Source organism: Arthrobacter sp. S2(2024), assembly GCF_036662515.1.
Classification (GTDB): Bacteria; Actinomycetota; Actinomycetes; order Actinomycetales; family Micrococcaceae; genus Arthrobacter.
Genome location: NZ_JAYKZI010000019.1, coordinates 1 through 12,976, shown reverse-complemented (window position 1 = coordinate 12,976; position 12,976 = coordinate 1). Strand labels below are relative to the sequence as shown.

Here is a 12,976-nt window from a genome sequence, read left to right as displayed (position 1 = left end):
GGGATCTGCTCCGTCACACTCCCGTAAGGTTGTGCGGGAATCATCCAGGACTCCCGGCCATTGAAGAGATCATGAAAACTTTTGTACTTGGCGGAGGCTGCTTCTGGTGCCTCGACGCTGTCTATCAGAAGACCAAGGGCGTCAGTTCCGTGGTTTCCGGCTACACGGGCGGGCACATCCGCAACCCTGACTATTACGACGTCTGTTCCGGAATGACGGGCCACGCAGAGGTCGTCGCAGTGACTTTCGACGAGGACATCATTCCGGCGGACATCATCCTCGACATGTTCTTCGCCTTGCACGATCCCACCACGCTCAACCGCCAGGGCTACGACGTCGGGACCCAGTACCGTTCCTCGATGTTCTACACCACCACTGAAGAAAAGATCCTCTTCGAGGAAGCCATCCTCCGGAACCAGGAACTGTGGTCCAAGCCGATTGTGACCGAGGTGAGCAGGCTGCCGGAATTCTACGAAGCCGAGTCCATCCACCAGGACTACTACGCCAAGTTCCCCGAGCAAGGTTATTGCCAGGTCATCATCAACCCGAAGCTCGCCAAGGCCCGGAAATATTACTCTTCGTGGCTCCGCGCGTAGCAGCGTGTAGCACCGCTCGTTAGGCTGACCTCAGCAGTAGCTATTTCAGCGAATTCAGAGAATAGGCATGATTACATGGCACGGATCTACGACGACGTCACCCAGCTGATCGGCGGAACCCCCCTGGTCCGCTTGAACAGGCTCACCGAAGGCTTGGACGCCACGGTTGCCGTGAAGCTGGAGTTCTACAACCCCGCCAACAGCGTCAAAGACCGTATCGGCGTGGCGATTGTCGACGCCGCCGAGAAGTCCGGTGCGCTGAAGCCGGGCGGCACCATCGTCGAAGGAACGTCGGGCAACACCGGCATCGCGCTGGCCCTGGTCGGTGCGGCACGCGGTTACAAGGTCATCCTGACGATGCCGGAAACCATGTCCACCGAGCGCCGCGTCATGCTGCGCGCCTACGGTGCGGAGATTGTGCTGACCCCCGGCTCTGAAGGCATGCGCGGCGCCGTCGAGAAGGCACAGGAGATCGTCGCTAACACGGAGAACTCCATCTGGGCCCAGCAGTTCGCCAACGAGGCAAACCCGGCAATCCACCGCGCCACCACGGCCGAGGAAATCTGGGCGGACACCGAAGGCGGAGTGGACATCTTCGTCGGCGGCGTCGGCACCGGCGGCACCATCACCGGCGTCGGACAGGTCCTGAAGGAGCGCAAGCCCGAAATCCAGATCGTGGCCGTTGAGCCCAAGGACTCCCCCATCCTGAACGGCGGCGCCCCGGGCCCGCACAAGATCCAGGGTCTCGGCGCGAACTTCATTCCGGAAATCCTTGACACCAACGTCTACGACGAGGTCCTCGACGCAACCCTTGAGGACTCCGTGGCCACCGCACGCGCCCTCGGCACCAAGGAAGGCATCCTGGGCGGCATCTCGGCCGGCGCGGCTGTCTGGGGTGCGCTGGAGCTCGCGAAGCGTCCGGAGAACAAGGACAAGCTCATCGTGGCAATCGTTCCCGACTTCGGCGAACGTTACATCTCCACGGTGCTTTTTGACGATATTCGCGGCTGATTGCGGACCCCGCGCAACCGCTTTCTTTCATTTCCTGTAGAAAGGTCTTTGTGAGCTTCTTCGCAAGACTTATGGAGGACCTCGAGGCCGCCCGGTCACATGACCCGGCGGCCCGAGGCTCCTTTGAGAACTTTTTTGCCTACTCCGGCCTGCATGCCATCTGGGCGCATCGCCTGACGCACAAATTGTGGCAAAACCCCGAGCTACGCTTCCCGGCGCGGCTCATTTCCCAGCTTGCCCGGTTCCTGACCGGGATCGAGATCCACCCCGGCGCTACCATCGGCCGCAGGTTCTTCATTGACCATGGCATGGGTGTGGTGATCGGTGAGACGGCCGAGATCGGCGAAGACGTCATGATCTACCACGGCGTGACGCTGGGTGGCCGTTCCTTGGCCAAGGTCAAGCGCCACCCCACCATCGGAGACCGCGTCACCATCGGAGCCGGGGCCAAGGTCCTTGGTCCCATCACCATCGGCGCGGACAGTGCCATCGGCGCCAACGCCGTCGTGGTCAAGGACGCACCGCCTGAGTCGATCATCACCGGTGTGCCCGCAACGTGGCGGCACCGTGATGCCAAGAGCGAAACGAAACCCGCCGTCGACCCCGCCGAGTACTACATCGAATACCGGATCTAGCCGGAAAAACGTTTGTAGGCGTTCCAGAAAACCGTGTCGAAGGCCCGGTCGGGAAGCACCCTCCGCAAGGCCAGAATGGTCCAGGCTCCCCTGCCCACCGGGTATCGGGTCCTGGGCCTTCCCGACGTTGCCGCGTGCACGATAGCGCGGGCCACGGTACGCGGGCGGGTCGAAAGCGCAGTCCCCGACGTCGACGCCAAAGCAGCCGCCACGATCCCGGCCTGCCCGCGATACGGTCCGTGTCCCGAGACAGTCAGCAGGCTCTCCCCCGCGATGGTTCCCCATTCCGTGTCCGTGCCCGCGGGCTCAATGATTGCCACGTCGATGCCATGGGGCTTTAGTTCAAGGCGCAGGGAGTCGCTGAGGCCCTCGACGGCGAATTTTGTTGCGTGGTACCAGGCGCCAAGGGGTTCATACATTTTGCCGCCGATCGAGGACACATTGATGATCCTGCCGGAAGCCGCAGCACGCATCACGGGAATCACCAGCTGGGACATCCGGGCGAGGCCGAAGACGTTGACCTCGAACTGGCGCCGGCCCTCATCCAGCGGCACCTCTTCCAAGGAACCATAGGACCCGTATCCGGCGTTGTTGACCAGTACGTCGATCCGTCCCTGCTCTGCCAGGACAAGATCCACGGCGGCCTTCATCGAGTCATCCTCGGTGACATCCAGGGACAACACCTTGATTCCGTGGGCTTTGAGCGGTTCCATCTTTTCGACCCGCCGAGCGCCCGCGTACACGACCATTCCCGCCTTGCTGAGCTCGACGACGGCTTCGAAACCGATTCCGGTTGACGCACCTGTGACAAATGCGACGCGTTGCGGCATGGACTGCTCCTCGTGTGACGGGGTTGAATGCGCACGACCCGCCTACGGCAAAGGCCGGCGCCTCCACAGTAACGCGGAAGTGCCGGCCTTTGTCATGAACCGAGTGGGGCAGCAAGCCCTAGTGGGTGTCGACTGCCGAGATCTCGGACTTGTCTTCGCCCCACAGGGTGTGGAAGGTACCCTCGGCGTCAACGCGGCCGTAGGTGTGCGCTCCGAAGAGGTCGCGCTGTCCCTGAATGACTGCTGCAGCGAGGCGCTTGCGGCGAAGTCCGTCGTAGTAGGCCAGCGAGGAGGAGAACACCGGAACCGGGATGCCCAGCTGGACAGCCGTTGCCACCACGCGGCGCCATGCCGGCAGCGCGCCGGCGATCGCCTTGGTGAAGGCCGGAGCGAACAGCAGGTTGGCCGGCTTCTCCACGGCAGCGTAGGCGTTGGTGATCTCCTTGAGCAGCTCGGCCCGGATGATGCAGCCGCCGCGCCACAGGGAGGCGATTTCATCGAGCTTGAGGTCCCAGCCGTATTCCTTTGCGGCGGAGGTCAGCATGTCCAGGCCCTGGGCGTAGGAAACCAGCTTGGAGGCGTACAGCGCCTGGCGCACGTCCTCGACGAAGTTCTCGGGGACCTCGACGGCGATTTCCTCGCCGGCGAGCAGCTCCTGGCCAAGCTTGCGCTGTTCTGCCTGGGAAGAGAGGGCACGCGCGAAGACGGACTCGGCGATGCCCGAAACCGGGGAGCCGAGCTCGAGGGCGGAGATGACCGTCCAGCGGCCGGTGCCCTTCTGGCCGGCAGCGTCCACGACGACGTCGACGAACGGCTTGCCCGTCTTGGCGTCGACGTGCCCGAGGACCTCTGCGGAGATCTCGATCAGGAAGGAAGCAAGTTCGCCCTTGTTCCATTCGGCGAAGATCTTGGACTGCTCGGCCGGCTCGATGCCGGCGCCGGAGCGCAGGAGATCGAAGGCTTCGCCGATAACCTGCATGTCGGCGTATTCGATGCCGTTGTGGACCATCTTGACGAAGTGGCCGGCGCCGTCGGTGCCGATCCAGGCGCAGCAGGGCTGGCCGTCAACCTTGGCGGAGATCTTTTCGAGCAGCGGGCCCAAAGCGTCGTAGGACTCCTTCGAACCACCGGGCATGATGGAGGGGCCGTTCAGGGCGCCCTCTTCGCCGCCGGAAACACCGACGCCCACGAAGTGCAGGTCCTTCTCGGCCAGCGCGGATTCGCGGCGGCGGGTGTCCTCGTAGTGCGAGTTGCCGGCGTCGATCACGATATCGCCGGGCTCGAGCAAGGGAACGAGCTGGTCGATGACGGCGTCAACCGGCTTGCCGGCCTTCACCATGATCAGGACGCGGCGGGGCTTCTCGAGGGAGTCCACGAGTTCCTGGAGGGTTTCCGTGCGGATGAAGTCGCCGTCCGTGCCATGCTTGGCCAGCAGGGCGTCGGTCTTTTCGACGGAGCGGTTGTGGAGGGCAACGGTGAAGCCGTTGCGGGCCAGGTTGCGGGCCAGATTGGCGCCCATCACCGCGAGGCCGGTGACACCGATGTGTGCTGACATCAAAACTCCAATTCATTCTTGTGCATCGAGTCCTGCTAGGAGCGAGGAAACGCTTTCTAGAGCAGTAGCTGGAATAAACCATACGTATTTGGACCACGTCTGGGAAAGTTGCGCCCACGTTTTGGAAACGTCCGCGTCACAAAAGAGTCTATGTTGCGAGCTCGTGCTGTGGGGAGTTCACCGTCGCTCGGGCTTCCAGTGGCGGAACCATCAACGCCACTATGCTTACGACTATGTCAACCAGTCTCCACTACCGCGCTGTCGAGCATCTGGGTACCCGGATCGTCGGCGGTAAGCTCCCTACCGGTCACGTCATGTTGGCTGAACACCTTGAGGACGAGCTCAAAGTGTCGCGGTCGGTGGTGCGTGAGGCTGTCAGGGTGCTGCAGTCTTTGGGACTGGTGGAAACCATCAAGCGTGTTGGCATCCGTGTCCTCCCCGCGCACCGCTGGAATCCCTTCGATCCGCTGGTCATCCGTTGGCGGCTGGCCGGAGAAGGCCGCGGCGCCCAGTTGCGCTCCCTCGCCGAACTCCGCTCCGCCGTCGAGCCCGTAGCGGCGGAACTGGCCGCGGAAAACGCTCCGGAGTCCCTGCGCAGCGAACTGGTGGACATTTCCCTGGCCATGCGGGAAGCAGGCCGTGCGGGCGACATGCCCACCTTCCTGGACCTCGACATCCGCTTTCACGCCCTGGTGCTCTCCGGTTCCGGCAATGAAATGTTCGCGAACCTGATCGGGCAGGTCACAGAGACACTCACCGGCCGGACCGTTCACGGCCTCATGCCGGAACATCCGAAGGAAGCGGCCCTGCAATGGCATCTGGATGTAGCCCAAGGCATCCGGGACCGAGACGGCGACAAGGCCCGCGAGGCCGCCTCCAACATCATGCGCGAGACCATCGCCGACCTGTCACCAGACTGGGAAGGCCAGCCACGGGTATTTGTTCCAGTCGAGCGGCGCTGACGGCTGAACGCCCGCGCCGCCCGACTCATCGGCTGAGAGCCTATGCCATAGGCTGGAAGTTCAGCAGGACCTTCCCCGATTCGGCCGAGTTCTTGGCCACCTCGAAGGCCTCCAATCCACGGTCCAGCGTGAATTCGTGCGTCACCACCGGGTCCACGTAGAGCGAACCGTCCGCGAGGGCGGCAATGACCTCGTCGATCTCGTTGTTGAAACGGAAGGAGCCCAGCAGTTCGAGCTCGCGGGTGATGGCCAGCGAAATGAAGACCGGCTGCGGCCCCGAGGGCAGCAGCCCGACCATAACCACTTTCCCGCCGCGTACTGCGCCCTTGATGGCCGATGCCAGTCCGAAGTGGCTGCCGGAAGACTCGATGACGACGTCGGCTTCCACCGCGGCGATCGCCTCGGCGTCGTCACCCTTGAGGACCTCGTCGGCGCCCACTGCGCGCGCGATCTCAAGAGGCTTGTCGTGCATGTCGACGGCCACGATTCGGGCTGCCCCCGCGCGCTTGAGGACGGCAACTGCCAGCGCGCCGATCGGACCGCTTCCGATCACCAGCGCCGTCTTCCCGGCAACGTCCCCTGCGCGGGCGACGGCGTGCCAGGCGACACTGGCCGGTTCCACCAGCGCCGCCGTGCGCAAGTCCAGCGTGGCCGGGAGGGCCCGGAGCATGCGGGACGGCAGCGTGGCGTAACGGCTGAAGGCGCCGTCCGTGTGCGGGTACCGCGCCGCGCTCCCAAGGTAGGTGCAGCCCGGGGAGAGGTTGGGCCGGTCTTCCGGATACTTGGCGGCACCCGGGGCCGGCGTCGCGGGGTGGACGGCGACGGGCGTTCCGGCTGCCGGGCCGCTGCCGTCCGCGGCCTGCTGGACAACGGTCCCGACGATTTCGTGACCGAGCACCATCGGAGCCTTGAGGATCGATTCCCCCGCCGCGCCATGGAGCCAGTAGTGCAGGTCCGAGCCACAGATGCCCCCATAGGCGATCTCGACAACGGCCTGGTCCGGGGCGGGAACAACGAGGGCTATGTCCTCGATGCGAAGGTCGCCGGCCGCGTGGGCCACGACCGCGGGTGAAGACTGCGGAAGCTGGAAAGCGCTCATTAGACGACCACCGTCATTCCGCCGTCAACGAAGATCGTCTGGCCGTTGACGAAGTTCGACGCCTCGGAGGCAAGCCAGACTGCCGGACCGGCGAGATCCGCCACGGTGCCCCACCGGTGGGCCGGCGTCCGGCCGAGGATCCAGGAGTTGAAGTCGGGATCGTCCACGAGGTTCTGGGTCATCTCGGTGTGGATGTAACCGGGGGCGATGCCGTTGATCTGAAGGCCGGAGGCCGCCCATTCCGCGGTCATGGCGCGCGTCAGATTGCGCAGCCCGCCCTTCGCGGCGACATAGGGGGCGATCGTGGGGCGTGCCAGGTCAGTCTGCACGGAGCAGATGTTGATGATCTTGCCGTGGCCCCTAGGGATCATGTGACGGGCGGCTTCGCGCCCTACGAGGAAGGCGCTCGTGAGGTCGGTGGTGATGACCCGCTCCCAGTCCTTCACATCCAGGTCCAGCATCGGAACCCGGTGCTGGATACCGGCGTTGTTGACGAGGATATCGAGGGGGCCGACGTTCTCCTCGACCCAGGCGATGCCCCGGGCCGCTTCAGTATCGCTGGTGACGTCGAACGCACAACTGTGGATCCGGCCGGGCCCGAAATCCGCCGCCATGGCGGCTTCCGCGTCCTTGAGCCGTTCCGTGTTGATGCCGTTGAGGACAACGGTGGCACCGGCGTCGGCCAATCCGCGGGCCAGCGCGTTGCCGATGCCGCGGCTGGATCCGGTCACGAGCGCAACGCGCCCGGTGAGATCAAAGAGTCCACTCATGGTTGTTTCCTTACGTAGTTCAAAGGGCTAACGGAAGAGTCACTAAGGTTCGCGATGGCCTGGCGGACGACGGCGAGGTCCTGGTCGCCAAGGCCCTGATCAATCAGTTCGCGGTAGAGTTCGACGCCGGCAGCCGCCATGGGGACAGCGGCACCGGCCGCTTCGGCGCTTTCGAGCACGAACTTGAGGTCCTTGTGCATGAACTTCGCGGGACCGGTGGGCGCGTAGTCCTTGGCCGCCAGCCGGGGTCCGAAAATCTCCAGGACCCGGCTTCCGGCGAGTCCTCCGGAAAGCACCTCGAACAGGGTTTCGACGTCCATGCCCGAGCGCTCGGCGAGTTCAGCGGCTTCCGCGAGGGCCGCCGTCGTAGTCCCGACAATCAGTTGGTTGCATGCCTTTGCCAGCGATCCGGCACCCAAGTTGCCCATGCGGCGGACCGTGGTGCCCATGGATTGGAGCACGGGAAGCGATCGCTGGAAGTCTTCTTCGCCGGCTCCCACCATGATGGCCAGCGTGCCGTCCTGCGCACCTTTGGTGCCCCCGCTGACCGGTGCATCGACGACGACGGCGTTCCCGCCGCTTGCGCTATGGACCGTCCGGCCGAATTCCTGCACGGCGGCCGGAGACACGCTGCTCATGATGATGATCGTGGTCCCCGGAAGCGGCGCGTCCGAGCGCCAGGACTCGAGCAACGGCGCGGCGGCATCCAGGATGTAGGAGAGATCCGGAAGCATGAAAATGATGACGGGCTGATCCCGGAGTCCGGCAACCGACTCCGAACGATTTCCGCCGAGCTTCTCCAACTCGGCGAGCGCTTCGGCGGAACGGTTCCACGCAGTCACTTCCCAGCCGTTGCCGAGCAGATTGGCTGCCATGGGGAAGCCCATCAGCCCGAGTCCCACAAAACCTGCGGTCTTGGCGGTCATCTTTCGCATACACCTCACTTCTTTGTGGTTCATCTTTCAAAAACTGTTCAATATCCTAGCCTCAATTCAGTATGATGAACACCATGACGACTGATGAACTCACCATCGCGATCGCAGTCCCGCTCGAAGCCGAGCATGTGGAGCGTATCCGCGCAGTAGATCCGAGCATCACGGTGCTCTACGAACCCGAGCTTCTTCCTCCGGAACGCTTCCCTGCCGACCACTCGGGCGATCCGGACTTCAAGCGGACTCCCGAACAAGAGGAACGCTACTGGTCCATGTTGAACAAGGCCCAGATCCTGTACGGCTTCCCCAACGAGAATCCGGCCGGCCTGGCCCGCATCGCACAGAGCAACCCGCACCTGCAGTGGATCCACGCCATGGCCGCAGGTGCCGGTGGCGCCGTGAAGGCCTCGGGGCTTGACAGCGAGACCCTGCAGAAGTTCAAGGTCACCACGTCGGCAGGCGTCCATGCCCTTCCGCTGGCCGAGTTCGCAGCCCTGGGCATCCTCAACGGCTTCAAGCGCAGCGGGGAACTTGCACAGGACCAGGCTGCCAAGGTCTGGCCCGAGTTGCGCACCCCCACCAAACTTGTGAACGGCTCCAAGCTGGTCATCACGGGTCTCGGCGAAATCGGCCTTGAGACCGCCCGCATCGCCCGCGCCCTTGGAATGAAGGTGAGCGGAACCAAGCGGAACGTCGAAGCGATCGACGGAATCGACGAGGTCGCGGACAACGATGGCCTGGCCGGACTCCTTGCCACGGCCGACGCCGTTGTCAACACCCTCCCGGGCACTCCCTACACTGAGAAACTCTTCAACCACGAGGTCTTCTCGGCGATGAAGCCTGGCGCGGTCTTCGTCAACGTTGGCCGCGGAACCGTGGTTGACGAAGACGCGCTCCTCGAAGCCTTGGACAACGGCCAAGTGTCCTACGCCTGCCTGGACGTTTTCGCGGTCGAGCCACTCCCCCAGGACAGCCCGCTGTGGAACCACCCGAAGGTCATGGTCTCGCCGCACACCTCGGCACTCAGTGCCGCGGAGAACCGCCTCATCGCCGAACGCTTCGCCAGCAACCTGCGTACGTTCCTCGACGGCGGGGAACTCCCCCACCTTGTGGACACGGTGCACTTCTACTAAACCGCCGGCTTCCCAGCGCCATCGTGGCGGCCCCTCCGGTTTCCGGAGGGGCCGCTTTGCTGTATGGGGCGGGTTTGCCGGGGGTTATCCGGGGGTAGGGCACGAAAAAGCGACGGTCCCCTCCGCACCTAGGAGGGGACCGTCGCTGCTTGCGTACCTCGTGGTACGGGACTTCTTACTTCGCATCCTCCAGGGAGAGAAGGTCACGGCCGGCTGTTTCCGGTGTGAAGAACGTGGTGATGTATGAAATCAGCGCGAGGACCAGCGAGTAAACCGCCAGGACCACCCAGGAGTTGCCCGTCGCAGCAAGGAGCGCGACGCCAACCAGGGGCACGAGTCCGCCGGCCAGGACAGCAGAGAGTTCGCGGCTCAATGCCACACCGGTGAAACGGTACTGCGAGCCGAACAATTCCGGCAGTAGCGGGCACTGCGGACCAAGCATTGACTGCACGCCAAGGGCGATGCCGACAACCATGACGGCCCACACGAGGGTCACGTTGCCGAGGGTCACCAAGTAGAACGCGGGAATAGCGAAGATCGCCTGGAACAGTGCCCCATAGCGGTAGACCTTGACTCGACCAATACGGTCAGACAAGGCGCCGAAGGTGACCACCATGACGGCGGCGAATCCAGCGGCGATCAGCAAGCCGACCGGGCCGATGAACTTGTCGCCAGGGAAGACACCTTCCTTGACGGACATGAAGGAGATGAGCAAGGCAGAGTAGATCGAGGAGTTGCCGTTCTCACCCATGCGGAGGCCGATGCCTACGAGCACATTCTTTTTGGAGTGCTTCCAGAGCTCACCAACGGGGTTCTTCACCACGTTCTTGTGCTTCTCAAGCTCCTGGAACACCGGGGTTTCCTTCAGCTTCAGACGGATGAAGATTGCCACGACGATCAGAATGATGCTCGCGAGGAAGGGCACGCGCCACAACCAACCTTCGAGTACGCCCTTATTGGCCATGCCAATGAGCGCAAAGGTGCCGGCGCCGAGGAGGGTTCCAAGTTGGATGCCCACGAACGGCAGCGAAGCGAAGTAGCCGCGGCGCTTAGGGGGTGCAACCTCGGAGATCAGCGTGGTTGCGCCAGCCTGTTCGGCTCCAGCTCCCAGGCCCTGGACAATACGGAGTGTCACCAGCAGGACAGCTCCGAGCATGCCCGCCTGGTCGAACGTCGGAAGCAAGCCGATCGCGAAGCTGGCAAGGCCCATCATGCCGATGGTCATCAGGAGGACCACCTTGCGGCCAAAGCGGTCTCCGATGAATCCGAAGAAAATGCCACCGAAGGGCCGCGCAGCGAATCCAACGCCATAGGTAGCGAAAGACGCGATCAATGCGCCGCTTTCACCCAAGGGCTTGAAGAACAGAGGTCCGAAGATCAGGGCCGAAGCCAGACCATAAATGTAGAAGTCGTAGTACTCCAGGGCGGATCCTACCGAGCTGGCAAGCGTTGCCCTTCGCAGCTGTTCCGGCTCAACTACTGCGCCGTCCATATCAGCAAGCTTTGTCTTAGTACGAGTTGTCACAAGCACTCCCTCAAGAACACTCCAGACCCCCGTTGGCCTGGCGAGATAGTGTCAGCCGCCATGGCGTGAATCACTATATTGAACAGAGTACAGCACGTTGTACAAGTTTCAAGTGGTGTAATCAGATTTATTTATGACCCCGTCGGGGCGGCCAGATCTATCCCATCGGGTTGCCCAGCGAGTGGGCGAGCTCCTTGAGTTCCTTCACCATGAGGGCAGCCTGTTCCTCGGAAAAAGTGGCCTTCAGGGCTGTCACCGAGAGACCGAGGCTGGGGCCATGCGCCCCGTGGGTGGGGACGGGCACGGCGAGGCAAACCACGCCTAGTGTGGATTCCTCATCCTCCAGGGCGTAGCCCTGCTTGCGGATCGCGACAACCTGGGCCTTGAGCTCGGCGGCACTCCGGAGGGACTTCGGGGTCATGACAGGCAGTTCCACGTCGTCCGGGAACATCGCCTCGATGTCATGGTCGTGAAGCTGGGCCAGGAGGACCTTTCCGACGGCGCTGAGGGAAAGCGGCATTTTGTCGCCGATGTTCGACGTGAGCCGGACGGCGGGGTGCCCTTCGTAGCGGGCCAGGTAGATGATGTGATCGCCGTCGATCATCGCGATCCGCACGGTTTCGCCGGAGAGCGTCGGCGCCTGTTCACAGAACTTGTAGAACTCCTGGACTTCGTCGAGCCGGCTAAGGTAGGCGGCGCCAAGTTCAACCAGTTTCCGGCCAAGTGAAAAATCGGCACCTTCGCGGGTAATCAGCCGGGCTTCCTCAAGAGCGAGCAGCAGGTTTGACGTGGAAGACTTCGGAATCCCGAGTTCCCTCGCAAGGTCACTGAGTGTCAGCCTGCCTGAAGGGGCCTCCGCCAAGGCATCAAGGACCGCAGCAGCGCGGGTCACGGCAGGCGCCGGCGAGGAGCTCCCCAAGCCTTCGGCGGAACGGGGGGTGCGGGAATCGGCCATGATTCTCCTTCGCGGTTCGTGCGTCTGGCGCAGAGTGGGCGCGTGCCAGGTAGAAACGCCACCCTGGGGCAGCGGAACTCCGGTCCGAGGCACAACGCTTGTTCAATCCACTGAACAACCACCATCATAGTGGCTTGGTGCTGGGATGAGACGCGCCGGACGGGGGATGGCTTCCTTTCCATATCCAGAAATTCTCTGTATATTCATCTATGAGCTCTCCACCGCGGCATCCCCCAATAGTCGCGGTGGAGAGCTTTCCAATTCCCGGCACCGAATCCGAGCCGACGCTAGCCTGGCTGCTGCCAAGGAGTGAGCCGTGGCAGCCAGCGGGGGACGTTGGCACGGTAGTCCTCATACTCGGCGCCGAACTTGCGGGCCAGGGTGGGCTCCTCATACAACCTGACGAAAGCCACCACGGGAACTGCGCCCAAGGCCGCGAGGCCGAACAGCTTTGGCTGTCCCAGCACGAGGCCCTGCCCGACGATCGCGGCGCCAATGCCCACGTAGATGGGATTCCGCACGAACCTGTAGAAACCACTGACCACAAGGTTCTTCGGTGGCGCAAAGGGCGCAGGCGTTCCCAATCCTTCAAGGGCGAACCGCGCGAAAGAATTGGTGATCACCGCCGCACCGGCGCCGATCAGCAGAACACCTGTGCACTGGGCCGCCAGTCCGCCCGGCACAGGCTGTTGCACCCTCCAGCGGGTCACAAACCATGGCAACAGACCGGCCGCGGTAGCCGGAGCGACGGCGAACACCGCCGTACCGATTTTCGCCAGCCTCTTGTCGCGCGCTGCATCTCCGGACGCTGTCATGCTGCCATTCTGAACCGGCAAACGACTGGCCACAACCATCGGGGGTTATAGGACAAAACGTGTGTATGGATTGTGCCTGCTTCCCAGTGTTGGCGGGCGAATTTCGGGGTAGCTAAGCTTTGGAAGCTTAGGGTGGCTGGGGTGCTTGCATATCTCTG

13 protein-coding genes are annotated in these 12,976 nt (G+C 63.2%); 5 read left to right on the top strand and 8 right to left on the bottom strand.

Going from position 1 to position 12,976, the window contains the following annotated elements; all coding sequences use genetic code 11:
• Positions 1 to 71 precede the first annotated feature (71 nt).
• From msrA to epsC, 3 genes are all read left to right on the top strand, one after another.
• Positions 72 to 596 carry a peptide-methionine (S)-S-oxide reductase MsrA gene (gene msrA / locus VLA65_RS20520; protein ID WP_059387765.1) on the top strand — a complete coding sequence of 175 codons (525 nt, stop codon included), beginning with the start codon at positions 72 to 74 and terminating at the stop codon, positions 594 to 596.
• A 75-nt stretch (positions 597 to 671) separates the two neighbouring features.
• Complete coding sequence (gene cysK, locus VLA65_RS20515; RefSeq protein ID WP_059387764.1) at positions 672 to 1,607, top strand: cysteine synthase A; 936 nt, start codon at positions 672 to 674, stop codon at positions 1,605 to 1,607.
• Between the two features lie 50 nt (positions 1,608 to 1,657).
• Positions 1,658 to 2,242, top strand: coding sequence for a serine O-acetyltransferase EpsC (epsC, locus tag VLA65_RS20510; RefSeq protein ID WP_059387763.1), 585 nt, complete (start codon positions 1,658 to 1,660; stop codon positions 2,240 to 2,242).
• On the opposite strand, the gene VLA65_RS20505 is transcribed toward epsC, so the two are convergent.
• The gene (locus VLA65_RS20505; RefSeq protein ID WP_332603579.1) at positions 2,239 to 3,072 is read right to left on the bottom strand and encodes an oxidoreductase; all 834 of its coding nucleotides are present in this window, start codon (positions 3,070 to 3,072) and stop codon (positions 2,239 to 2,241) included. The two genes, epsC and VLA65_RS20505, sit on opposite strands and share 4 nt — an antisense overlap.
• A 118-nt stretch (positions 3,073 to 3,190) precedes the next feature.
• Positions 3,191 to 4,627 (bottom strand): NADP-dependent phosphogluconate dehydrogenase, encoded by a 1,437-nt coding sequence (gndA, locus tag VLA65_RS20500; protein WP_284991168.1) that lies wholly within the window; start codon positions 4,625 to 4,627, stop codon positions 3,191 to 3,193.
• Between the two features lie 233 nt (positions 4,628 to 4,860).
• Between gndA and VLA65_RS20495 the strand changes: the two genes are divergently transcribed.
• Positions 4,861 to 5,589, top strand: a complete 729-nt coding sequence (locus VLA65_RS20495) for a FadR/GntR family transcriptional regulator (RefSeq protein WP_059387761.1) — start codon at positions 4,861 to 4,863, stop codon at positions 5,587 to 5,589.
• 40 nt (positions 5,590 to 5,629) lie between these two features.
• Here the strand turns inward: VLA65_RS20495 and VLA65_RS20490 are convergent, their stop codons facing one another.
• The 3 genes from VLA65_RS20490 to VLA65_RS20480 are packed head-to-tail and all read right to left on the bottom strand — an operon-like array spanning position 5,630 to position 8,384.
• Positions 5,630 to 6,688, bottom strand: coding sequence for an L-idonate 5-dehydrogenase (locus tag VLA65_RS20490; RefSeq protein ID WP_284991165.1), 1,059 nt, complete (start codon positions 6,686 to 6,688; stop codon positions 5,630 to 5,632).
• On the bottom strand, positions 6,688 to 7,458 hold the full coding sequence (locus VLA65_RS20485; RefSeq protein WP_284751975.1) for an SDR family oxidoreductase: 771 nt from the start codon (positions 7,456 to 7,458) through the stop codon (positions 6,688 to 6,690). The genes VLA65_RS20490 and VLA65_RS20485 overlap by 1 nt, the downstream gene beginning before the upstream one ends.
• Positions 7,455 to 8,384: an NAD(P)-dependent oxidoreductase gene (locus VLA65_RS20480; RefSeq protein ID WP_332603594.1), complete on the bottom strand. Its 930-nt coding sequence runs from the start codon at positions 8,382 to 8,384 to the stop codon at positions 7,455 to 7,457. The genes VLA65_RS20485 and VLA65_RS20480 overlap by 4 nt, the downstream gene beginning before the upstream one ends.
• A gap of 71 nt (positions 8,385 to 8,455) precedes the next feature.
• On the opposite strand from VLA65_RS20480, the gene VLA65_RS20475 reads away from it, so the two are divergent.
• Complete coding sequence (locus VLA65_RS20475) at positions 8,456 to 9,523, top strand: D-2-hydroxyacid dehydrogenase (protein WP_332603578.1); 1,068 nt, start codon at positions 8,456 to 8,458, stop codon at positions 9,521 to 9,523.
• A 175-nt stretch (positions 9,524 to 9,698) separates the two neighbouring features.
• Here the strand turns inward: VLA65_RS20475 and VLA65_RS20470 are convergent, their stop codons facing one another.
• The 3 genes from VLA65_RS20470 to VLA65_RS20460 form a co-directional block, all read right to left on the bottom strand.
• Positions 9,699 to 11,015, bottom strand: coding sequence for an MFS transporter (locus VLA65_RS20470; protein ID WP_172465496.1), 1,317 nt, complete (start codon positions 11,013 to 11,015; stop codon positions 9,699 to 9,701).
• 190 nt (positions 11,016 to 11,205) lie between these two features.
• A complete protein-coding gene (locus VLA65_RS20465) occupies positions 11,206 to 12,003 on the bottom strand; it encodes an IclR family transcriptional regulator (protein ID WP_284991164.1) in 798 nt (265 codons plus the stop codon).
• Positions 12,004 to 12,290: 287 nt separating this feature from the next.
• Positions 12,291 to 12,818, bottom strand: coding sequence for a methyltransferase family protein (locus VLA65_RS20460; protein ID WP_284991163.1), 528 nt, complete (start codon positions 12,816 to 12,818; stop codon positions 12,291 to 12,293).
• Positions 12,819 to 12,976: the final 158 nt, after the last annotated feature.